Genomic DNA, 22090 nt, shown 5'->3' with positions numbered 1-22090 from the left:
CCTTACTTAGTTTTTTTAAATTTGAAAGGATTCTAAATAAGCGTTTCGAAAAAATATCGTAAATTCATAAGAATTTTACAGATGTTTTATAAAAAGAATGTTTTTTAAACTAAGATCTTATGAAAAAATTACTTTCAATATTGTTATTAGCAGCTTTAATAATCGGCTGTAAAACGACTGCAAACAAAGAATCTGGCACAACATCTTCTGTAAGTTCTACAGAAGAAGATCTAAAATATTATTTTAAAGGGACTGGAAATGAGCCATTTTGGGGAATCAAAATGGGGAATGAAGAAATCGTTTTTACGTCATTAATTCCTGGAAAGGAAAAAATCACTTTTCCAGCAGTAGATGCAATTAGGGCTATGGATGCCAATGTGAAAATGTATCAAGTAAATAATGAAAATACTTCGGCAACCATTACGATTCAGCAATTGGATTGTCAGGATTCTATGTCTGGAGCGATTTCTCCTTACAGCGTAAAAGTCGAAATCAGAAATAATTCGGAATTAGAAACGAAGAAACTCAGCGGATGCGGAAAATATCTCACCGATTATAGACTTCACGATATTTGGGTTTTGGAAGAATTGAATGGCTATAAAGTTTTTGCAACCGATTTTCAAAAAGAATTTCCGAGACTTGAAATTAATTCTGCCGAAAATAGATTCTCCGGCTTTGGAGGCTGTAATTCGATAACGGGACAAATCTTTTTTGAAAAAGATGTTTTGCGTTTTACTAAAGTGATTTCAACTTTAATGGCTTGTCCGCAAGGAAATAAAGAAGGTGAATTTTTAAAAGCTTTACAAAGCACAACAACATATTCTATTGGAAATAATCAATTGACTTTGTCGAATCCTTCTGCTAAACTGGCTGTTTTTAAGAAGGTAGATTAGAGTTTTAAAATGTCGTATTGTATCTAAAAAAAAGCCTATTCGGCTCCTGTTTATATTAGCGCTAAAATATTTTTGTAAAATAAAACTTATAATATTTATTTTACATGAAAAGGATTTTAATGTTATTAATTGCAATGGTGTTAGTTTGCAGTTGTAAATCGACTAAAGAAACGAAAACAACAACTTCTGCTAGTCAAGATTTAGTGGAAAAGAAATTACAGCAAACTTGGATTTTGGAAAACTTAAACGGGAAAGTTATTACTGATAAAGAATTTTCAAGTTCTCCGAAAATTGTAATTACGTCCTCTGCATTTTCTGGATCGACTGGTTGTAATGCTGTAAAGGGCAATCTAGTTTCAAAAGGTGATGGGAAAATTCAATTTTTAAACTTCACAACAGAAACTAAAAAATGTGATGCAAAAAAAGAAGGTGAATTCACGCAGTTGTTAAAAACCACATCTGGTTATTCTATTAAGGATAATAAACTTTTCCTTTCAAATCAATTTGGACTAACAATGTGTTTCAAAAAGGGTTAAGTAAAAAATGAAAGGCTTCGATTGATTTCGAAGCCTTTTTTATTTTTTGTTTGTCATTCCGAGCAACGAGGAATCTCCGTAAGAAACTCGACAAAGATTTTATGCCTTTCTGTACGGAGCTACTTGTGGAGATTCCTCGTTCCTCGGAATGACAAAATTGAGCTGATTTATTCTAATTCCTTTGGGTCTTCATTTTCTGGTTCTTCTTCAATAAAATCCAATTCTAAAGCTCTTACGCTTTGAACCGCATTTCCGGCAATACCACGAATTGAACCGTACATTCCTAAAGTATTGTGAACTACTTTTTCGATTTGTTTTTCGCGCTGTTTCCAAATTCTCTGCATGGCTCTTTTTTCAGAATCCAGATCGCTTTGCATTTGAGTAAAACCTTCTACAATTCCTTCAATCTGCAAGCGAAATTCGTTGCTTGTAAGGAAATCATATAGCATAGACATTTTATCGCCTTTATTTTCCTGCGCCTGAACCGCTTGATTGATCTGAATTAAAGATTGACGCAATACAGCGCTTAAACCTTTGAATTCTTCATAGGTACAAATCCAGATCCCGTCGCGCATTCCCATTCTGTCCATTCCCGAAGGCATTACTTCGGTTACCAAAACACCAATATTGGCTCTTTTAGTTCTAATATCGTTTTTAAATTTCTCGATCCATGAAGGCTGAAATGCTTTTGTTCTTTTGCTTTCGTAATAAATAGAACCGCAATTTTGATGTTCTCTTGTGTTTACTACTTGAAGACAATCGGCGCCGTTTGCACCTTTCTTAATTTCATCGATGCTATCAAGAGGGAAGTTGTTGGCAAGCCATTCTTCAATCGCCAATTCCATTACTTCGCCTTGCAATTGCATTGAACCTTGTTCTTGCTTGCGTTTCATTTCTTCAGTTAGCTTTTTTTGTTCTTCAAGCTGTTTCTGAAGTTCTTTGAATTTTAATTCGTTTTTATCGTCTTCCTGTTTTCTGATTTTTTCGCGTTCCAAACCTAATTGTACATTCAATTGTTTTTCGGCTTCGGCCTGAATAGCATCTTTCATTTCCAGTTTTTCGCGCTGCAATTTGGCGATTTCACCTTCCATTTTATTTAATTCCCTGATTTTTTCCGATTTTTCAGAGAGTTCTTTTTCCATCAGTAACAAACGATCTTTGTTTTCTTCCTCAAGTTTCGCTTTTAGTTTTTCTGAAATTTCTTTTTCGGCCGTTTTTTTCTCGCGTTCCAAACGTTCAGCAAAAAGTTCGTTTTCTTGTTTTTTCTTCGCTTCAAATTCGGACTTGGCTTTTTCCAATTGTTCGTTTTTAAGCTCTAATTCACGGTTTTGAACATTTGCTTTTTGCTGGAATTCTTTGCGGATGCTGTCTTCCAACTGATGTTTTAAAACATCATTGACATCGATAGGAGTTCCGCAGTTTGGACACTGAATTGAAGATTGCTCGGCCATTTTATATAGAAATTTTATTGTAGAATTTGAATTTGCTAAGATATTTAAAAGTTCTCTTTTTGTGGTGTGGATTTCTGTACTAAATTGTAACGATTTTTTGTTATAGCCACGAGGGCGCTAAGACACAAAGTTTCTTATGATTTAATCTCGCAAAGTCGCAGAGGCGCAAAGTTTTTTGCCACAGATTAAAGGATTAAAAGGATTTATTGAATTGCCTCCAGCTTTAGCTGGAGGTAACTTATAAATAAAAGCTTTGCGACTTTGCGACTTTGCGAGATTAAAAAAAACTTTGTGTCTTAGAGCCTTTGTGGCAATAAAAAAGCAACAGCAGATTTTGTAATTTCGGATTCATCTTCCTTTGCAGTGATAATTGAAACATTCGTATATAAATTCACTTTTTTCAATTCGATAAAACCGATTTTAGGATCTTGATTGTTTTTTGCAATGTTTGAAGGAACAATTGAAATTCCTAATCCGTTTTTGACCAATTGTACGATGGAGTTGATATTATTCGCTTCATGAATAATCTTCGGCGTAAAGCCATAAAAAGCACAAAGCTCCAATAAAACTTCATGATAATGTGGCGCGTAATCTTTATTGAAGAAAACAAATGTTTCGTCTTTCAGTTTTAAAATCTCATTTTCTGATTTTATCTGAAAAGAACTTTTATTATAAACCAATGAAAATCCATCCTTAAACCATAAATGTGATTTTATTTTTGGCGACTGAATTGGCGATCTAATTATTCCCATTTCAATTTTTCCTTGCTCTAATGCATCAATTTGTTTTGTAGTGGAAATTTCGAAAAGTTTGAAATTGACATACGGAAACTGCGCTTTCAGATGTTTGATCAAATCTGAAATGACAGAAGAATAAATCGAACTGATGTAAGCAATTCTAAATTCACCTGAGACGTTCTCTGCAATCTTTTTTGTTTTTATTGAAATGCGTTCCAGATTCTGAAAAAATACTGTCACTTCTTCCTTAAAATACTTTCCAGCTTCGGTAAGTTCTACTTTTTTATTGTTTCTTATAAAAAGTTTAGCTTGAAGTTCGTCTTCCAATTCCGCTATTTGTCGGCTTAATGGTGGCTGCGAAATAAAGAGTTTTTCTGAGGCTTTGGTAAAGTTCAGTTCTTCAGCGACAGCTAAGAAATATTTTAAGTGACGTAATTCCATGATACCTTTAAAGTATGGTTAATTGATAAAAATAGTATTTTTAAAGTATTTATGAAAGAGGTAGTTTTGGTTTTAAGTTAAATGTTAGAAGTGAAACGTTAAAAGTGGGAGAGCTGTAACGAATAATTCATAACAGTAAACTTGTAACTTTTAAGATAAATTAAACTCTCGTAGATAGGGCAGATGTAGCAGATTATTAGTTTTAGATAAATCATCTTAATCATAATAATATCCCGATCATATAATAGCAAAAAGATTCGCTCCATTTGTTTAATCTGCGAGAGAAAAAAACAAAAGCTATGAATAAATCAACTACTCAAGAAATTAAAGAAAGATTTGACAATGATGTCGAACGATTTTCAAACTTAGAAACAGGACAAGTAGCCACAATAGATGCTACTATTTCTTTAGAATTAATAACAGAAGCTTCAAAGCGAATTGTTCCAAATGCTACATCCATTTTAGATGTTGGCTGTGGAGCGGGAAATTACACGTTAATGATGTTATCTAAACTACCCAATTTAAATTGTACTTTGGTTGATTTGAGTTTGCCCATGTTGAATCGTGCTTTTGAAAGAGTTTCGGCAGTAACAAATGGAAAAGTAAAAGTCAAACAAGGCGATATTCGAGAAACAGCTTTAGAAGAAAACAGCTTTGATGTTATTTTGGCTGGTGCCGTTTTGCATCATTTGAGAGACGATCAGGATTGGGAAACTACTTTCGTTAAATTATTTAAATTATTAAAACCGGGCGGTTGTTTGATGATTTCTGATTTGATCACGCAAGACACACAATTATTAAATGAATATACTTGGCAACGTTATGGCGAATATTTAGAAGGAATAGGAGGAGCGGAGTATCGTCAGAAAGTTTTGGATTATATTGAAAAAGAAGATTCGCCAAGATCGATGAATTACCAATTAGATTTGATGAAAAAAGTGGGTTTTTCAAAAGTCGAAATCTTACATAAAAATATGTGTTTCGGAGCTTTTGGAGGAATTAAATAAGATTTTATTCGCCACGAATTCACGAATTAGTTTAAAAATCTTTGCGTATAGATTAAAAAAATAAATTCGTGAATTCGTGGCAGAAAACCTTTATAGAATCTGAGCAGTTTTGTAAACCTGAATCGGAGTTGAAACCAGACTTTCGGTTTTTTTGATGAATTCTTGTAAATAAGATTGATTGTTGTGCAGGTCTAATCCTGGCTGATCTTTCCATTCTTCCCAAAGAATAAAAACATTTTCGGAAGTGTGTAAATCGTAACGAATACAGGCTGCTTCTTTTCTAGTTTTAGAAACTAAATTTGTCAGCAGGTTTTGAACTTCATTTAAATGCTCTGGTTTACTTTTTAAAATTGCTGTAATCGAAATCATAATTATAAGTTTTTAAAAGTTTGCTCTAAATGTTTCGTGTAATTCTCTTTAAAGATAACGATATTTTCTGGTGTAGCACCTTTTTCTACGTCATGGAAATGAAATCCGTTTACGCGTTCCATTCCTGTAAATTTGTTCATTTTGTGGAAGCCAAACATTACGCCATCATCAACAGAAGTTTCTTCGAAGAATTCGCCTGGAATTGTAAATGCTGTTGCAGGCGCGTTCCAGCTTGTGGTAAGCATGTATTTACGTCCGTGTAGAAGTCCGCCCGTTCCATAATTGATGTCTGGGTTTACACGGCTTCTTCCGTCGCTTTTATAGATTCCGTTGTTGTGTCCTTGTGTAAAAACGTCATCGATATATTTTTTGAAAAGATTCGGAATTTGAAACCACCAAACTGGTGTATGATAAATGATTAAATCTGCCCAAACGAATTTTTCTACTTCTTTTTGAAGATCTACTTCGTCTTCAATGTGAGTTGTTTTTATTTCGTAATTATTGTTTTTAGAAAGAAATTCAACTGTCCAATCCTGAACGGTTTTATTGAATTGCCCCCCTGAATGCGCAAATTTTTGCCCGCCGTTAATTATAAATATCTTTTTCATTTTTACTGTTGTTTCTTTTGAAAATGGATGCGTGAGGGATAGAGGCGGTATCTTTTTGCGTAATGAAATGGAGCAAAAAATATAGCCGAAAGCCCGACCCGGAGGGGCACGCACAAATTCTAATTATTTAATTTTGAGATTTTTTTAAACACATAGAAACATAGGTTTTTCTTTCTGAGCAAGACTATTGAAAGAATCTATTTTCTAACACATAGTAAAGTTTGTCATTTCGAGGAACGAGAAATCACACTCGTTACTCGCCAAAGATTGGCGACTTAGTTTGCGGAGTTTCTAGTGTGATTTCTCGTTCCTCGAAATGACAAATTACGTTGACTATGTGTGTGTATGTAAGTGAAACGCCTTTATTGACAAAGCAAAACTATGTTTCTATGTGTTTAAAAAGAGAATTATTTTATTTTAGCAATTGCCTGATTGATAAATTCCAATTCTGAAGCTGATAGATCGAAATTCATTGTTTTGGCATTTGAAATAGCTTGTTCTGCGTTTCTTGCTCCTGCTAAAACAATTGCAATTCCTTTTTGTAAAGATGTCCAGCGTAAAACTAATTGCGATAAGCTTGCTTCTTTTGCATGTGCTAAAGAAGTTAATTCTTCAACTAAAGTTTTTACTTTTTGAAGATCAAACTGATTGAAATAACCGTTTCTATGGTCATTTTCTTTTAATTTGCTGTCTGTGAAATATTTCCCAGTCAATAAACCTCTTTCCATTGGACTGTAAGCAATGATTCCGATGTTTTCTGCAACTGTAAAAGGAATTAATTCTTCTTCAATTTTACGGTTCAGCATGCTGTAAGCGACTTGATTTGAAGCGACTTGAATCGTTTTTTGTGCTTCCTGAATTTGTGCAACATTGTAATTGCTTACTCCAAAAGCTCTGATTTTTCCTTGCTGGATTAAGCTTTCTGCGGCTTCCATTGTTTCAGAAATTGGTGTTGTTGAATCTGGCCAGTGAATTTGCAATAAGTCAATATAATCGGTTTGAAGGCGTTTTAAGCTTTCTTCAACTTCTTTAATTACGTTTGCTTTTGATGAATATTTGTAAATTGGAACTTTTTTTCCATTATCGTCTGCGTCAAAAAAGAAATCACCTTTTCCATTGTTGCTTCCGTCCCAAACCAAACCGAATTTTGTAAGCAACTGAACTTTAGAACGATCATAAGGTTTTATAGCTTCACCTATCATTTCTTCGCTTAAACCAAATCCGTAAAAAGGAGCGGTGTCGATTGTGGTTACGCCATTATCGATTGAAGCGTGAATAGAATCAATTGAATCTTTCTTTTCTGTTCCGCCCCACATGGTTCCGCCAATAGCAAATGCACCATAAGTAATAGCTGATAATTCAAGTTCTGAGCTGCCTAATTTTCTATATTCCATGATTGTGATTTTTTGTGTTTAAAATTGATTAGGCAAAATTATACTGTTTTTATGATTCTTATTTGGTATATATTTGTCTTTTTTAGGTATATTTGCATCTTCAAATAAATGGAATTATGAAAAAAGAAAACTTATATGAACCTTTTACGGTTTCTTTTGAAACGCTGAATGAATATCCAGATGTAGGAGATCGTCATAATTTTTTCGAACTGGTTTACATTTTGGAAGGAACAGGAAGACAGTGTATTAATAAGAATATTTTTGAGTATGATCCAGGACATTTGTTTTTATTGACGCCCGAGGATTGTCATAATTTTACAATTGAAACCGAAACGAAATTTTTCTTTTTGAGGTTTAATGATATTTATTTGAAAAATTCTAGTCTGCAGAATGAAAATATTCAACGATTAGAATATATTCTTCAAAACGCTAATCATCAGCCAGGCTGTATTCTTAAAAATGATCCTGACAAATGTCTGGTAAAGGTTATGATTGAAGCCATTTGCCGTGAGCATCAGGATAAAGATGTTTACAATCAAGAATTGATTCAGCAATTGGTGAATACACTGATTATTATTGTAGCGAGAAATATTGCGAAATATTTACCTGAGCAAGTGACAATAAACACGGAAGCTAAAGCAATGGATATTCTGCAATATATTCAGAACAATATTTACTATCCAGAAAAGATTAAAGCGGAATCTATCAGCGATTATTTTGGGATTTCGAATACGTATTTAGGTCGTTACTTTAAAAAACATGCCAGTGAAACGATGCAGCAATATATTAGTAATTACAAAACGAAATTGATTGAACATCGCTTGCAATTTAGCGATAAGCGTATTAACGAAATTGCTTATGAGTTTGGTTTTACGGATGAAAGCCATTTTAATAAGTTTTTCAGAAAACAAAAAGGATATAGTCCGTCTGAGTTTAGAAAAACGATTCGATTGAGTGCTTAATTTTTGTTCGCCACGAATTCACCAATTTGCACTAATTTTTTTTGCCACAGATTAAAGTGATTAAAAAGATTTTTTTTGTTTCGGACAGATTTTAAATGGATTTTTAAAATAAATCTGCTTAATCTGCGAGAAAAAAAATCCGTGTAAAATCCGCGTTTTCGCAAAGCGAATCTGTTTTATCCGCGTGCTTTAATGCTTTAATCTTCTTTTCCAATAATAAAATCAAAATGCTCCGTTTTACCTGCTCTTAGATTGCGGATTTCATTTTGAACTAGTTCTTCTAAAGAATCAGCTACGATGTTTCTGTCCCAAGATTCATTTTGGAGTTCTATAATCTGTCCAAATTTTCCTTTTGAAGCCGGATCTGTATCGTAAAGCAAATAATCGCCATTTCTTCCTGTAGCAAACGGAATCCATTTTGGGTTAGCGTAGTTATTGGTTTGTATTTTTTCGAAATCTATTTCTTGTTCTGGTAAATCTTCTTCGTCAAATTGCAAATCTTGAATGGAATTCCATTCTTCGGCAATATCTTCAAACGGAATTAAATCATAGCTCCAATTGTTTACTCCAAACTGAAAAACAGCCGTTACTGGGTCATAATCTACATTTTTAACTTTATAAAAATTTACAAGAGCTGGCGGTATAGTAATATTATCTTCAAGCTCCACATGTTCTTGAATATCTTCTTCAGAAATTCCTTCTGTAAGATTGTAATAATCGTTGTTTGTTGAAACAATTTTATTGATTTCCGAAATCCATTCCTGCCATAAGGGTTCAAATAATTTGAATTCGGGGTCAATAGCTGCAGTGATTTTCTTTTCTTTTTCTTCGGAAGCGGAAATGCTCAGAGACGTAATTTTGCCATCTTCTTTATCAAACCAAACACTTATTCCGTTAAGGATAAAAGCTCCACTTCGGTCTCCTTTAAAAAGCTTTACAAGCTGATTTTTGTTGTCTTCGTAGTATTGAAATAATTCTTGTCCGTCAAAAATAAACTCTCCTGCAAAGATGCTTTTTGCGCAATAATCATATTCTCTAACCTCAAACTCAACGGCCAAACTTTCGACTTTGTTTCCTTCTTTAGAAAACGCCATAATACCAAGCTCATCCCAAGTATAGATATGATTGTATTGTTTTTTTAAGTATCTGTAATCTCCTAAAGCTTGTTTTAAAACTGAGATATCAATTGGGAATTCGATGTTTAGGTTATTAATCTGAAAGCCTGTTTTGGATAATTCAAGTTTTGTCATTTTGCTTTTTTGAGGGTTAGATAATCTTTTTGATTACGCGTAGTTTATGGGTGTGTTTGTTTAATTCTGGATTGTAGATTCCAGTATGGTCCAAACGGTCAATACGAACTTTTCCACTTGCGTGAATGATGTAATTGTTGTCCATAATGATTCCGACATGGGTAATGTTTCCTTCGTCATTATCAAAGAAAGCCAAATCGCCTGGTTCGCATTCTTCAATAAAGCTTAAAGGATCTCCTTCAAGCGCTTGTTGAGAAGCGTCACGATGAATTTTATAGCCGTTCAATTTATAAACCATTTGAGTAAAACCAGAACAATCAATACCAAAAGGGGTTTTTCCTCCCCATAAATAGGGAGCATTCAAATACATAAAAGCCGTTTTTATTAAAGCGCTTTTAGGTTTGATGCCGCTGGTTTTGGTTCCTTCGAAATCGAAGTTTGAAATATTGATTTCGCTGTTGTTTAAAAAAGATAATGAAGCTCCAAGCGGAATTGGAAGCAATAGATTATTTGGTGCAGTGATATAATCAATTAAATCTGCATTTAAAATAATCGACTCTTTGCTCAAAAGATCAAATTGCTCTTTGGTAATTTCCTGATATTGCTTAGAATCTACCCAGCCTTCATAATCATCAAACTGAATCTTAATTCGTGCCCATTGATTTTTGCGTTCTAAAATTTCGATATGCTCGCCAAACAAAAGTTGTGTGACAATTTCACTTCTGTCGCTGGCTTCAGCTCGAACGGGTACTATGGCTAAATTGCAAATTCCAAACATTTAAGGAAATTTATAAGTTGAAAAATCAGGAGTTGTATTTACTCCTGATTTTTTGTGATATTGTTTTAAGCTCTTTCGATAACAATTGCCGATGCGCCACCGCCGCCGTTGCAAATTGCAGCTGCTCCGGTTTTTGCATTGTTTTGTTCTAAAACATTCAGTAAAGTTACGATTATACGTGCTCCAGAAGCTCCAAGAGGATGCCCTAATGAAACAGCTCCACCGTTTACGTTTACTTTATCGTTATCAAGGTTTAATATTTTTGCATTGGCTAATCCAACAACAGAGAAAGCTTCGTTAAACTCGAAATAATCAACATCTGAGATTGAAATTCCTGCTTTGTCTAAAGCTTTTGGTAATGCTTTTGCTGGACTTGTTGTAAACCATTTTGGTTCTTGTGCAGCATCTGCATAGCCTTTTATGTAAGCTAGAGGTTTTAATCCTAATGCGTTTGCTTTTTCTTCAGACATTAAAACCAAAGCAGCAGCTCCGTCATTAATTGTTGAAGCGTTTGCAGCAGTTACAGTTCCGTCTTTAGTGAAAACTGGTGCTAAAGATGGAATTTTATCTAATTTCACGTTAGTATATTCTTCATCTTTTGAAAATATAACAGGTTCGCCACGTCTTTGCGGTACTTCAACAGGAACAACTTCATTGTCGAATTTTCCAGCGTCCCAAGCTTTTGCACTTCTTTCGTATGATTGAATGGCAAATGCATCTTGTTCTTCACGGCTAATTTTGTATTCAGATGCACATAAATCAGCACAAACTCCCATTGCGTTGTTGTCGTAAGCATCTGTTAAACCATCTTTCTGCATTCCGTCCAACATAGTTGCAGGACCAAATTTGTTTCCGGCACGCATTTGAACGTAGTGAGGAATCAAGCTCATGCTTTCCATTCCGCCCGCAACTACAATTTCAGCGTCACCGCATGCAATTGCTTGCGCAGCAAACATTACAGCTTTCATTCCAGAGGCACATACTTTGTTTACTGTTGTAGCAGCAACTTCTTCTGATAATCCGGCAAACAATGTAGCCTGGCGCGCTGGTGCTTGTCCAACTCCCGCCTGAATTACATTCCCCATGAAAACTTCATCGACTAATTTTGGGTCAAGATTAATTTTTGAAAGCGCTCCTTTTATGGCAGCAGCTCCTAATTTTGGTGCAGGTACACTAGATAACCCGCCCATGAAACTTCCGATAGGTGTTCTAACGGCAGAAACGATAACAACTCTTTTGTTCATTTTCTGTTTAATAATAGTTAGTAAGCAAATTTAATGTTTATTTGAATAAATTCAAATTTTGTATTGAATAGGGTTGATTTTAAATTTAAGGTCAAATTTTTGTTAATTCTATTTGTTTGATTGTTAAGTGGTTTTGAAAAAAGATGAAAAAAAACTAAAAAAACTCAAAAAAAAGCTTGTGAGAAAAGGAATGTTGTTATACATTTGCACTCGCAAAACGGAAGCAATTCCACTAGCAAGGAGAGGTGCCAGAGCGGTAATGGAGCAGATTGCTAATCTGTCGACGGGTAACCGTCGCCAGGGTTCGAGTCCCTGTCTCTCCGCTTAAATTTTGCCTCGGGGTGTAGCGTAGCCCGGTTATCGCGCCTGCTTTGGGAGCAGGAGGCCGCAGGTTCGAATCCTGCCACCCCGACTACAATTGAAATAATGGTCGCATAGCTCAGCTGGATAGAGCACCTGCCTTCTAAGCAGGCGGTCGAAGGTTCGAATCCTTCTGCGATCACAAAAAGCTACTCAATCGAGTAGCTTTTTTGTTTTATGTAGATAGTTTTGATTTCTATTCTTAGAAATTTTAAAATAATGGTTCCATAGCTCAGCTGGATAGAGCAACGCACTTCTAATGCGTAGGTCGAAGGTTCGAATCCTTCTGGGATCACAGAAGCCACTCAAATCGAGTGGTTTTTTTGTTTTTAATCCTATTTTATTTATTTTTAGTTGTTGATGATAAAAAAAAACAATGATATGAGAATAGCAATACTAGGAGCTCATTTGGTTGGTAAAACAACATTGGCAGAAAAACTACATGAATCTTTTCCTGAATATGAGTTTTATCCAGAGCCTTATTTTGAACTACAGGAAATGGGTTTTGCTTTTTCTGAAATGCCTACCGGCGATGATTATAAGATACAGCTAGAGCATTCTTTAAAGCAAATTGTAAGAAGTAATAGAAATGCTATTTTTGACCGCTGTCCAATTGATCTTTTAGCTTATGCTCTTGCTGTTGATAATACACTAAATTTTTCATCAGTATTTACTAAAATTCAAAATGCAATTAAAGAAATTGACGTTTTTGTATGGGTTCCTATTGAAGAACCTGATAGAATTTCTTGTTCAGACTCCAATTTGCCTGAACTGAGATATGAGGTAAATGATCTTCTTGGCGAATTAATTGATGATTTTGATATAGAAGTAATTAAAGTGAAAGGAAATTTATCTGAAAGATTAAATCAAATTCAAAATAAAATAGAAGAGTTAAAGAGATAAAATAAATAAAGACCAAACATTCAAGAATGCTTGGTCTTTTTTCGTTTATAAGATTTGTTTTTAATGCAAATTACTGTTTATCAATAATTGTCAAATTCTTTACGTTTGTAAAAAGTATCGTCATTACTTTCAGAAGCAAGGCGCGATTCTTCAGTTGGATAATAAGAATTCAATACTCTTCTTTCGTACTCCCTATCAAAATCATTTTGCCAGTTATATCTGCTTGTTTTTCTAAATGTATCATATCCAATATTGTTTGCCATGACAATTTTAGTGTCTTTATTTATGCTTACAGAACCAATTGGTATAATAATATGGCTGTCTCCATCTTTGTATATAAATTCCTTTCCGTTTTCATTCGCAATTGCATCATGCACTTCATTACGACTGTCTTCTATTAATCCTTTATCAAGATTAACATCAAGATAAACAACTCGTTGCATATCTTTATTAACCCAAAGATTATCAATTTTTCCTATTGTGCGGTTGTCTCCGTCTACAATTTTCCAACCTCTTACATCCGAATAGTTTGAGGCAACTTTATAATCAGAAAGTTCATCTAATCTGTATAAATTTCTATCTTTATTTTCCATAGTTTCTTAATAATTAGCTGTGCTGTCTACACTAGAATTGTTTTCGATTTCCATTTTGTTTTCATTTCGCACTTGATCATCTCTCAAAAAGACATAATATACAAGTGCTGAGATTAATAGGACTGCTACAATCCACGGCCAAATTGGCTTCTTTTTCTCAATTTTAATTTCTGCCATAACCTTTATTTTTATTATGAATATTTAATTTTATAATAAAGGTACAAATGGAGATCGCGTTTGAAAGTATTTAATTTCGGATAGAAGTTATACAATTCCCAGTCGGCTAGAAAATTGATTTATAATGTTTTGCAAGCTTAGTTGCTTTAAATGTGTTTTTTGAAATTGTTTTTGTCACTTTGATAAACCCAATGTTTACTGGAGTTTCTTATGTTCTTAGATTATTTTGTAGTAAATTGCTAGTTCTTTTTTAAGTCTAACAAACGAAAAATTTTTACTACGCCCCATGAATGAAGAAATAAAATTATACCGAAACGCTAAGAAAACCAGAAACTTACTTTTCTATGCTAGCGCAATCAGTGTTTTAATAGCAATTATGCTTTTATATGGTATAGGAACTTTTGACGGAGTATTTAAAGTAAAACTTTCCATTGCTTCTGGTGCGATTCTTTTAATAATGCTTGTTTTAATATTTAAAATTCTTGCGAGCATAAAAGATAAGTCTCCCTTAATTCAAATAGATTCAAATGGTTTTTCTGGAAGAACCACTCCAGTGGCCAAAGCTTTTGGAAGAATAGAGTGGCAAGATGTTACCGATTTGCAATTGAATAAAGTGGGAGGTGATACTTTGGTTGCCGTTACAATTGAGAATGTAACCAAGTATGACGGCCGCGCTTCTAAGTTTCTTTGGAAACTGGCTTTTGATGAACAAAATTCGAAATTGAAGATAATGTACTCGGCTTCAGAAATTGATATGAATGAAAAAGCTCTTTATGACTTGTTTGTAAGTAATTGGAAAAAATAAAATCTTAGAAAAATTATTGTTAGTGATGGGGTTTATTATTTTTTTTAATTATTAAAATAGCTTAACTTAGTGTAAATGACATCAAATAACTTCAAATTTACACGTTTAATGCATTTTAAATATTTATCAATATTCCTGATTTTAATATCTTTTAAATCCAATTCTCAAATTGTTGAAGAAAAAAAGAATTTTCGAGCAGCAGATTCTTTATTGAAAGAAAATAGTTTTTCGGTTCATAAAGATAATTACTTTTTGACAGGAATTCCTTTAGATGAGCCTATAACCAGAAACTCTGCAGACGTAAAGTATCAAGTTAGTTTCAAACTAAGATTAAATTCTAAGCCTTTATGGGGTGGATTTTTCCCCTACTTAATGTATACCCAAAAAGCTTTTTGGGATATATATGCGAGCTCTAAGCCTTTTTCAGAAATTAACTTTAATCCGGGAGTTGCAATTGTTCGGCCTTTTTATTTAAAAGGAGGGAGATTAACATACGGGTCGATTTCAGTTGAACACGAGTCAAATGGTAGAGACTCCATCTATTCTCGAACATGGAATATGATCGCTTTTTCATTAAAATCTCAAGTTTCGCCAAGATGGATTGTTGGAATAAGAGGCTGGATTCCTATTGTTGATAAAGATGATAATCCAGGATTAACCCAATATGTTGGTTATGGAGAAGCCAGTGCAACTTATCAGATAAAACCGGGACGTTGGAGCGCAGATGTTCTTTTTAGGAAAGGCAGTGGGCTTATTAATTACGGATCTCTGCAGACACAACTTAATTGGCGACCTTATAAAAATGAAAATTATTACGTCACTCTTCAATGGTTTATTGGTTACACGGAAAGTTTAATAGATTATCAGGAACATACTAATATGGTGCGTATAGGTTTTACAATTAAGCCGGAAGGAATGGGCATCTTTTAAATTGCTCTAAATTATTTATTTGAATTTTTTGAGCTGATCAAAACATTGAGAATGAATCGTTTTACCTTGATGGTATTGCTCTAAAGTCATTCCGTATAATTTAATAGCACTATTATATTGGCCATTTTCAATGTCTTTTTTTGACTGAAGTGTCTTTTTGCTTTTATTTTTCGTAGAAGACATAATATTCTTGTTAGGATTTATTTGATTTTCCAGATCTTAAATTTATTGAGACGTTAAAAGTTTTATTTTTTCAATAGCTTCTTTGTTTTCATGTGCTACTTCTACTAATGCTAATAAAATATCATTTCTAAGTATTGTTTTGTTTCTTACATTTCTAATTAGTGCTTTACTTGGAGCAGGATGTCCTTTTTTGATGATACAAGAAATGGTAAGATCAACATATGTTACTGGTAAATGCTTATCTATAAATTCATAAGCTTTTTTATTGTGAGAATTATCTTCTTTAAAATTGCTATTATTGATTAATTTTGACATATATTTGCTAATTATTAACGGCATGGTTGTTAGTCTGTGTAAATGTAAGAATATTATTATATTTTGTATTCTTTTTAATGTTAAAAAATATATTTTAACTATATTTTGTTTGAATTTTAATGATGATGTATCACGAGAAACTAAGTAAATTCTTTAGGGATAAAGGATTAAAGCAGAAGGAAGTCGGGGCAATTTTAGGATTTAGCCCTGCAATGATTGGAAGGTATTTACATGGAACGGCTAATATAGGTTCTGAATTTATTCTTAGCTTAAGTAAAAACTTTCCCGATGTAGATTTGAATGATCTTTTTGCTCCCGATGGGCAAAATTTGGTTAATGAAGCTGGAGCAGTTTATGAAAAGCAAACTATTTTAAGTGATTTGCAAGAGATAGAAGGTCGTATTCACGATATTAGACTGCGATTAGCAAACAAAAAGTTTGAGGAATAGTAAATGGTTTTCCAAAAAATATCTAACAATTCTAAATTTTACAGTATTAATTTAACCACTCTTTTTAGAGTGGTTTTTTGTTGTGAAATACTTGATTTTTAGTTGAATGTATTCTAAGAGGTTAAGTTTTTTTTTATTAAATTTGGTTAACAATTTCTAGCAGTAACCAATATGGAAAAATTAAAACGACCGGTTTATGTTAAACCAGGAACAGATGATTTTTTTAAAAAGATGCGTTTAGAAGTGAATGAAACGGTCTTAAAAAACTCGTCTTTATATGTATTAAATGTTGTAAAGTCCCTCGGACTTTTGGCAGTATTTTTTTTATTCTACGTCTGTATTTTAATTTTTGGCAACCAGACCCCTTTACTATTTCTTTTTTACATTCTGGCTGGTATTACAATGATTGTTTTATTTATAAATGCTTTTCATGATGCTGCACATGGAGCTTTGTTCAAAAAGCCAAAGCATAATGAATGGTTTTTGTATGTTTTAGAACTCTTTGGGAGTAATCATTGGCTTTGGATGCGACGTCATATAAGTTTGCATCATGCTTATCCAAACGTGCCCGATTGGGATGTAGATATCAAACAAAGCGATATTATTAGAATATTCCCAAATAGTCCGTTGTTTAATTACCACAAGTATCAGCACATTTACATGTGGTTTATTTATCCTCTTTATAGCTTAAACTGGCTTTATATTAGAGATTTTAAAGACTTTTTTGGCACGAAGGATAATTATGTAAAAAGAGTAGTCGACAAGATTCCGAGGCAAGAAGTTTACAGAATGTTTGCGGCCAAGATTATTAATTTAACTTACCTGCTTTTTGTTCCAATGCTGCTTTTAAGCCAGCCTTGGTATACTGTTCTTTTTGCTTGGCTGTCTATGCATTTATGCGGAAGTGCCATTGGGGTTGTGGCACTGGTTTCGACCCACGTTGATGAAGATGCTCATTTTCCGGGTACAGATGAAGACGGAAACCTTTCTGACACTTGGGTGGTACATCAAATGATTGTAACTAAAGATTTTAGTACAGAAAGCAAATTGGCTAATTTTTTATATGGCGGATTTACGCATCACGTGGCACACCATCTTTTCCCAGCGGTTGGTCATACGTATTATCCTTATATTACGCCAATTATAAAACGATATGCAGCAGAATATAATTTGCCTTATACTTCGTACCCATTCTATCATGCCGTTCGTTCTCATTTTAGAATGTTGAAAAACAAAGGAGTAAAAGAAAATATTTTAGTGACAGGAGAGATATAGTTATTAAAAGCTATTTTATAAAAAAAGTCTGGTTCATTATTGAACCAGACTTTTTTTTTGAATTTGCTCCAGATGAGCGATACTTTTTTAACGTTATGCTTATTTTTTATTTATGATATTTTCCTTTTTAATGTTCAAGTCTTTTAAAAGGTTGCCTTTAATTTCAATATCAAAATTATCTTCTTTAAATACCGTTAGTTTTGATTCGGCAAATTTGTAGACATTAATTTTATTGTTTTTAACATCAATATACAAATCGTACGAATAATTGCTGCAGTCGTGCTGTTTACATCCCCAAGCGTGCAGTATATTATCTTGTTTTTCAAAAGGAGTTTCGGTATTCCAGTTTGCTACCATTTGATCATAGTCGGTTCCTAATAGTTTTTTTAATCTAGGAGCCAACTTGCTTTTGGTCAAAAACTGAGTTCCGATGACACTTTTATCAGCTAAAGCATATAAAGAATCATTTGGATTTAAAACGATGCTGTCTTCTTTTAAAGCTTCTGTTTTTATTGAAGTAGAATCTGTTTTGGGAATGCTTTTAAAGCTTTCTTTTTTGCACGAAACAAAGAGTAAACTGCTCAATATAACTGTCGAAATGTATGTGGCTCTGTAATTCATATAACTGATTTTTTTGAATTAATAAATTAATATACAAAGTCTTAATGGTCTAATTTTCATAAAGATATTAAAAATATTTTTTGTTTTGAAAGTAATTTATGAGGGATTTTGGACTCAAAAAACTAATTTTCTAGCTTTAAAGAAGAATTGTAAAAATCGTTTTTTAATATTTTTTGTTTAATTTCAATTTTTTAAATTATTAGGCAATGAATCACACTTTGAAAATTTTAGTTTTTTTTCTTTTCGGAATTAGCTCTTTACAAGCGCAAAATGAAGCCTATGTATCTTCATCTGAAGCTAAAATCTCAGACACGACTTTTGTAAACCTAAGAGATTATAGCAATGATTTTGTCTATGATATGAAATATGCTACAGAAGATAATTTTCTAAAAACTAAAGTATACGACTGTGCAGAATGCATGCTTCGTTTAAAGACGGTAAAAGCTTTAATTGCGGCCAATAATGATTTTTTGAAGAAAGGGTACCGAATCAAATTATTTGACTGCTACAGACCTTTAGATATTCAAAAAAGAATGTGGGAGATTGTGTCGAATCCAACTTATGTGGCAGATCCAAAAAAAGGCTCCATCCACAATAGAGGAGGAGCCGTAGATATTTCTTTGGTTGACATAGCAGGAAAAGAAGTGGATATGGGAACTTCTTTTGATTTTTTTGGAATTATGGCCAGTCATAATTTTAAACAGCTTTCAGAAGAAATTCTTTCCAAAAGAGCTTATTTAAAAAATACAATGGTTAAAAATGGCTTCAATTCATTTGATTCTGAGTGGTGGCACTATAATTTAAAAGCTGGTTTAAAAGATAAAATTTCTAATCAAAAGTGGAAATGCGATTGATTTACTCAACGCATCTAATATTCTCCATGAAATAAGTATTGGGATTGGTTACCTTTCCGGTTAACTCAGATGTTAACTCTCTTTTTACAACATAATCCTCTATGTTTGTCAAGTATTTTATACGCATAATCGAGATAGGAGATTTTTTTAATTCCTCGTAATTGTCTTTCATGAACATAAAAATTCCTGTATTTATGCGGTTGTTAAAATCTTTATCGTCACGAATTAATGTTCCGCAATTTTCTTGGTTGATATGCATTAAGGTTACAATTTTTCCGTTTTCTAATTGTAGGAAGATTTTTGAATTTTTATCAAAGCAGTTTGCCTTAATAAAATCTTTACTTTTTTGAATAGCCTGAAGATTTAAAGTTGGCAATCCGTCGGTTTGTGCTAATGAAAAGAAAATGTAATCAAAGTTTCCTCCAAAATATTTTTCGCTCATTAAATACTCATTAGTTATTTTATAGCTTCCAATTGAGTCATTTACATTTACACTGTATTCACATGGTTTTTGTGCAAATGCGGTAATAGTCAATAAAAAAAGAGTTAGTGTAATTAGTTGTTTCATTGTATTAGTTTATTTTGGTGCAAATTAAAACTATTTTGTTAGCTTTTACATCAGTTGTAAAAAAACAATACAAATTACCGCCATTTTTTATTTTCCACTTTTTTCTAATGTTTTCTACCGTCTCGGGAAAATTGCGAGTCGTAATATTCGCCTGCTGATTTGCCAGCTCACTCTTCATTTCATTTTTGTTGTATGGAATAACTTTTTTAATCTCAAATTTTCTTCCAGGAAAATCAATTAAATCCTCAGAAGTATACAAATGAGAATGTTTATGAAGTTTATCCATTTGAAAAGTGACGCTTACTTCATCAAAACCACCAGATTTCATAATCGCGGCATTGGGTTCGTAAAGATATTTCTTTGGAAAATCAAAGGACGGATACGAGATTTTATCACCCAAAACAAACTCAAAAACTTCTGTTTTTTCTTTTAGAATATTAGTAGTTTTTAAAGTTACGTTGCCTGAATAACCTTTATGTATTTCAAAAAGCAGTTCCTTAACTTCATTTTCGAGCGCTATAATATGAATGTTCTTTACATTTTTTAATTCTGACAATCCCGCTGAAATATCTAATAACGGCGCTGTTTTAATTAAAATATGATCTGATTTTTCGAAATAAAAATCCAGCAGTTCTGGAACATTAGGAAGACAATCTTTCAGCATAAAAACTTTGCCTTTACTGTCATTTCTTCTTGAAGGATCAATATAAATCCAGTCAAATTTCTGATTGGTTTCTTCTAATAAATGAAGAGAATCTCCGGCATGAAAAGTGCAATTTTCAACTTTTAACTGGTTAAAATTGTGCGATACAATGGCAGACAATTCTTCGTTTATTTCGCAATGGGTTATCGATTTAATTTTTTTAGAAAAATAATAATCATCAACACCAAAACCTCCAGTTAAATCAATTAAAGATTCGCCAGAAATTAAAGAAGCTTTGTAAGCCGCTGTTTTTTCTGAAGAAGTTTGTTCTACTGATATTTTGCTCGGGTAAATTATATTTTCCGTAGCAAACCAAGTCGGCAGTTTTTCTTTGGCCTTTGTTCTGGCTTCAATCTGATTTAAAATTAAAATCCAATCCGCCTCTGGAAACGGATTTTTTTGCAACGCCAATTTTGTTACATCTGCACCAGTATTTTGGATTATAAATTCCTGTATTTCTTGATGCAAAATAGAAGTGTTCAATGCTAAATTCTTTCGGTTAATACGGAGACAATTTTATTATTAGGAAAAAATTCTTTTAAAATTACTTTAATCATTGTAAAAACAGGAATGGCTATAATCATACCCACAATTCCAAACGTAATACCGCTGATTAAGATAACCAAGAATATTTCTAATGGGTGCGAATTTACACTTTTTGATGAAATTATAGGCTGGCTAACATTATTGTCAATGGCCTGAACCACTAAAAAACCAATAATTACATAAATAGTTGTAGGAAGAATTTCTGATTGAAAATCTTTCCCAATCATACTTATCATGGTTAATAGCCCAGCCAAAGTGGTTCCGATAATTGGTCCCAGATAGGGTATTATATTTAGAATGGCACATAAGAAAGCAATCACAAAAGCATTTTTATTTCCAAAGATCAGTAAGACAATTAAGTAAAGAATAAAAACAACGATTAATTGCAATAATAAACCAATAAAATAGCGAGTCAGTAGATGATTTATTTTAGTAATAGAACTTAAAATTTTATCCTCATTGGAGTCTGGTAGTATTCTTCTTGCCTGATCTTTAAAGATATCCTGATCTTTAATAAAAAAGAAAGTAATAAAAAACACAGAAACCAATCCCATTCCCATATTGGCCATAAAATTGATTATCGAATTGATGAATCCTGTAAAATAACTGAAATCTAAAACAGAAGTAAGTTTAGAATCTTTTATCACTTTATTTAAATCAATATGCTGAATATTAAAGTACTCCTCAAGATGTCTTTCTGCCTCTATAAAATTAGTTTGAAGATGTGCAGTATCTAGTAATGCTAAATTATTGGCTTGAGAGATAATTAAAGGAACAAACAAAAGGATGAAACCTACAATTAGAAATATAAAAAGGATGATGGTGGTGGTAGCCGCCAACGAATTGCTGAATTTTAATTTATTCTTTAAAAATAAAACTAACGGATTCGCAATTAAACATAGTATTAAAGAAATGCACAAATAAACAATAACAGTTTGTATTTCATATAAAAAGTATAAAATGATGCCAATTATTAAGATTGTAGCTAAAGCTCTTAAAATTCCGTTTGAAATAGTTTTTGACGTGATCATGCTTAAAATTTAGATTATAAATATAAGGAAAAGCATTTATATTTCTAATTTTCGGGAGTTCTAAAATAATTGGCAAAAAAAAGGCGAGATGATTTCATCTCGCCTTT

Annotated in this window: 26 protein-coding genes and 4 tRNA genes; 14 read left to right on the top strand and 16 right to left on the bottom strand. The window is 32.9% G+C overall.

Translation table 11 applies throughout. From position 1 onward, the window contains the following. Positions 1–119: 119 nt before the first annotated feature. Positions 120–893, top strand: a complete 774-nt coding sequence (locus NCC77_RS17615) for an META domain-containing protein (protein ID WP_250836770.1) — start codon at positions 120–122, stop codon at positions 891–893. Positions 894–997: 104 nt separating this feature from the next. Beyond that, positions 998–1429 (top strand): META domain-containing protein, encoded by a 432-nt coding sequence (locus tag NCC77_RS17610; protein WP_250836769.1) that lies wholly within the window; start codon positions 998–1000, stop codon positions 1427–1429. 167 nt (positions 1430–1596) lie between these two features. On the opposite strand, the gene NCC77_RS17605 is transcribed toward NCC77_RS17610, so the two are convergent. Next, on the bottom strand, positions 1597–2880 hold the full coding sequence (locus tag NCC77_RS17605) for a DUF2130 domain-containing protein (protein WP_250836768.1): 1284 nt from the start codon (positions 2878–2880) through the stop codon (positions 1597–1599). 296 nt (positions 2881–3176) lie between these two features. Further along, positions 3177–4058 carry a LysR family transcriptional regulator gene (locus NCC77_RS17600; protein WP_250836767.1) on the bottom strand — a complete coding sequence of 294 codons (882 nt, stop codon included), beginning with the start codon at positions 4056–4058 and terminating at the stop codon, positions 3177–3179. A 266-nt stretch (positions 4059–4324) separates the two neighbouring features. Between NCC77_RS17600 and NCC77_RS17595 the strand changes: the two genes are divergently transcribed. Continuing rightward, entirely contained in the window at positions 4325–5065 is a 741-nt protein-coding gene (locus NCC77_RS17595; RefSeq protein ID WP_284705095.1) for a class I SAM-dependent methyltransferase, read from the top strand. A 90-nt stretch (positions 5066–5155) separates the two neighbouring features. On the opposite strand, the gene NCC77_RS17590 is transcribed toward NCC77_RS17595, so the two are convergent. The 3 genes from NCC77_RS17590 to NCC77_RS17580 all read right to left on the bottom strand — a co-directional run bounded on the left by NCC77_RS17590 (position 5156) and on the right by NCC77_RS17580 (position 7436). Further along, the gene (locus tag NCC77_RS17590; protein ID WP_250836765.1) at positions 5156–5434 is read right to left on the bottom strand and encodes a putative quinol monooxygenase; all 279 of its coding nucleotides are present in this window, start codon (positions 5432–5434) and stop codon (positions 5156–5158) included. Positions 5435–5436: 2 nt separating this feature from the next. Continuing rightward, entirely contained in the window at positions 5437–6042 is a 606-nt protein-coding gene (locus NCC77_RS17585; protein WP_250836764.1) for an NAD(P)H-dependent oxidoreductase, read from the bottom strand. Positions 6043–6449: 407 nt separating this feature from the next. Next, positions 6450–7436: an aldo/keto reductase gene (locus NCC77_RS17580; RefSeq protein WP_250836763.1), complete on the bottom strand. Its 987-nt coding sequence runs from the start codon at positions 7434–7436 to the stop codon at positions 6450–6452. Between the two features lie 116 nt (positions 7437–7552). On the opposite strand from NCC77_RS17580, the gene NCC77_RS17575 reads away from it, so the two are divergent. Further along, positions 7553–8398 carry an AraC family transcriptional regulator gene (locus NCC77_RS17575; protein WP_250836762.1) on the top strand — a complete coding sequence of 282 codons (846 nt, stop codon included), beginning with the start codon at positions 7553–7555 and terminating at the stop codon, positions 8396–8398. A 197-nt stretch (positions 8399–8595) separates the two neighbouring features. Here NCC77_RS17575 and NCC77_RS17570 read toward each other — a convergent pair whose 3' ends face one another. The 3 genes from NCC77_RS17570 to NCC77_RS17560 all read right to left on the bottom strand — a co-directional run bounded on the left by NCC77_RS17570 (position 8596) and on the right by NCC77_RS17560 (position 11670). Next, complete coding sequence (locus NCC77_RS17570; RefSeq protein ID WP_250836761.1) at positions 8596–9648, bottom strand: SMI1/KNR4 family protein; 1053 nt, start codon at positions 9646–9648, stop codon at positions 8596–8598. 16 nt (positions 9649–9664) lie between these two features. Beyond that, positions 9665–10426: a C40 family peptidase gene (locus NCC77_RS17565; RefSeq protein ID WP_250836760.1), complete on the bottom strand. Its 762-nt coding sequence runs from the start codon at positions 10424–10426 to the stop codon at positions 9665–9667. Between the two features lie 65 nt (positions 10427–10491). Next, positions 10492–11670, bottom strand: a complete 1179-nt coding sequence (locus NCC77_RS17560) for an acetyl-CoA C-acyltransferase (protein ID WP_250836759.1) — start codon at positions 11668–11670, stop codon at positions 10492–10494. 239 nt (positions 11671–11909) lie between these two features. Here NCC77_RS17560 and NCC77_RS17555 point away from each other — a divergent pair. The 5 genes from NCC77_RS17555 to NCC77_RS17535 all read left to right on the top strand — a co-directional run bounded on the left by NCC77_RS17555 (position 11910) and on the right by NCC77_RS17535 (position 12933). Then, a tRNA-Ser gene (locus tag NCC77_RS17555) sits at positions 11910–11993 on the top strand. Between the two features lie 14 nt (positions 11994–12007). Beyond that, positions 12008–12082 (top strand) — tRNA-Pro (locus tag NCC77_RS17550). 16 nt (positions 12083–12098) lie between these two features. Beyond that, positions 12099–12172, top strand: a tRNA-Arg gene (locus NCC77_RS17545). Between the two features lie 79 nt (positions 12173–12251). Continuing rightward, a tRNA-Arg gene (locus tag NCC77_RS17540) sits at positions 12252–12325 on the top strand. A gap of 86 nt (positions 12326–12411) precedes the next feature. After that, positions 12412–12933: an ATP/GTP-binding protein gene (locus NCC77_RS17535; RefSeq protein WP_250836758.1), complete on the top strand. Its 522-nt coding sequence runs from the start codon at positions 12412–12414 to the stop codon at positions 12931–12933. Between the two features lie 80 nt (positions 12934–13013). Here the strand turns inward: NCC77_RS17535 and NCC77_RS17530 are convergent, their stop codons facing one another. Continuing rightward, positions 13014–13526, bottom strand: coding sequence for a PRC-barrel domain-containing protein (locus NCC77_RS17530; RefSeq protein WP_095930483.1), 513 nt, complete (start codon positions 13524–13526; stop codon positions 13014–13016). 6 nt (positions 13527–13532) lie between these two features. Continuing rightward, complete coding sequence (locus NCC77_RS17525) at positions 13533–13703, bottom strand: hypothetical protein (RefSeq protein WP_172426921.1); 171 nt, start codon at positions 13701–13703, stop codon at positions 13533–13535. Positions 13704–13989: 286 nt separating this feature from the next. On the opposite strand from NCC77_RS17525, the gene NCC77_RS17520 reads away from it, so the two are divergent. Continuing rightward, positions 13990–14508: an STM3941 family protein gene (locus NCC77_RS17520; protein ID WP_250836757.1), complete on the top strand. Its 519-nt coding sequence runs from the start codon at positions 13990–13992 to the stop codon at positions 14506–14508. Between the two features lie 75 nt (positions 14509–14583). Continuing rightward, positions 14584–15438, top strand: coding sequence for a phospholipase A (locus NCC77_RS17515; RefSeq protein ID WP_250836756.1), 855 nt, complete (start codon positions 14584–14586; stop codon positions 15436–15438). Between the two features lie 15 nt (positions 15439–15453). On the opposite strand, the gene NCC77_RS17510 is transcribed toward NCC77_RS17515, so the two are convergent. Both NCC77_RS17510 and NCC77_RS17505 read right to left on the bottom strand, forming a co-directional pair. Beyond that, a complete protein-coding gene (locus tag NCC77_RS17510; RefSeq protein ID WP_250836755.1) occupies positions 15454–15621 on the bottom strand; it encodes a hypothetical protein in 168 nt (55 codons plus the stop codon). A gap of 42 nt (positions 15622–15663) precedes the next feature. Continuing rightward, a complete protein-coding gene (locus tag NCC77_RS17505; RefSeq protein ID WP_250836754.1) occupies positions 15664–15960 on the bottom strand; it encodes a hypothetical protein in 297 nt (98 codons plus the stop codon). A 95-nt stretch (positions 15961–16055) separates the two neighbouring features. On the opposite strand from NCC77_RS17505, the gene NCC77_RS17500 reads away from it, so the two are divergent. Beyond that, the gene (locus NCC77_RS17500; RefSeq protein WP_250836753.1) at positions 16056–16385 is read left to right on the top strand and encodes a helix-turn-helix domain-containing protein; all 330 of its coding nucleotides are present in this window, start codon (positions 16056–16058) and stop codon (positions 16383–16385) included. Positions 16386–16556: 171 nt separating this feature from the next. Next, positions 16557–17660 (top strand): fatty acid desaturase family protein, encoded by a 1104-nt coding sequence (locus tag NCC77_RS17495; RefSeq protein WP_250836752.1) that lies wholly within the window; start codon positions 16557–16559, stop codon positions 17658–17660. Positions 17661–17759: 99 nt separating this feature from the next. On the opposite strand, the gene NCC77_RS17490 is transcribed toward NCC77_RS17495, so the two are convergent. Continuing rightward, positions 17760–18281: an Ivy family c-type lysozyme inhibitor gene (locus NCC77_RS17490; RefSeq protein ID WP_250836751.1), complete on the bottom strand. Its 522-nt coding sequence runs from the start codon at positions 18279–18281 to the stop codon at positions 17760–17762. A gap of 206 nt (positions 18282–18487) precedes the next feature. On the opposite strand from NCC77_RS17490, the gene NCC77_RS17485 reads away from it, so the two are divergent. After that, on the top strand, positions 18488–19135 hold the full coding sequence (locus tag NCC77_RS17485; RefSeq protein ID WP_250836750.1) for a M15 family metallopeptidase: 648 nt from the start codon (positions 18488–18490) through the stop codon (positions 19133–19135). 1 nt (position 19136) lies between these two features. Here NCC77_RS17485 and NCC77_RS17480 read toward each other — a convergent pair whose 3' ends face one another. From NCC77_RS17480 to NCC77_RS17470, 3 genes are read right to left on the bottom strand one after another with little or no spacing between them, the layout of a single operon-like run. Continuing rightward, complete coding sequence (locus tag NCC77_RS17480; protein ID WP_250836749.1) at positions 19137–19703, bottom strand: hypothetical protein; 567 nt, start codon at positions 19701–19703, stop codon at positions 19137–19139. A 4-nt stretch (positions 19704–19707) separates the two neighbouring features. Next, a complete protein-coding gene (locus NCC77_RS17475; RefSeq protein WP_250836748.1) occupies positions 19708–20889 on the bottom strand; it encodes a THUMP-like domain-containing protein in 1182 nt (393 codons plus the stop codon). Positions 20890–20891: 2 nt separating this feature from the next. Next, positions 20892–21983 carry an AI-2E family transporter gene (locus tag NCC77_RS17470; RefSeq protein WP_250836747.1) on the bottom strand — a complete coding sequence of 364 codons (1092 nt, stop codon included), beginning with the start codon at positions 21981–21983 and terminating at the stop codon, positions 20892–20894. Positions 21984–22090: the final 107 nt, after the last annotated feature.

The organism is Flavobacterium tyrosinilyticum, assembly GCF_023656565.1.
In the GTDB taxonomy this organism is placed as follows: Bacteria; Bacteroidota; Bacteroidia; order Flavobacteriales; family Flavobacteriaceae; genus Flavobacterium; species Flavobacterium tyrosinilyticum.
The sequence above is the reverse complement of the archived record's forward strand: the minus strand, read 5'-3'. Positions and strand labels throughout refer to the sequence as shown.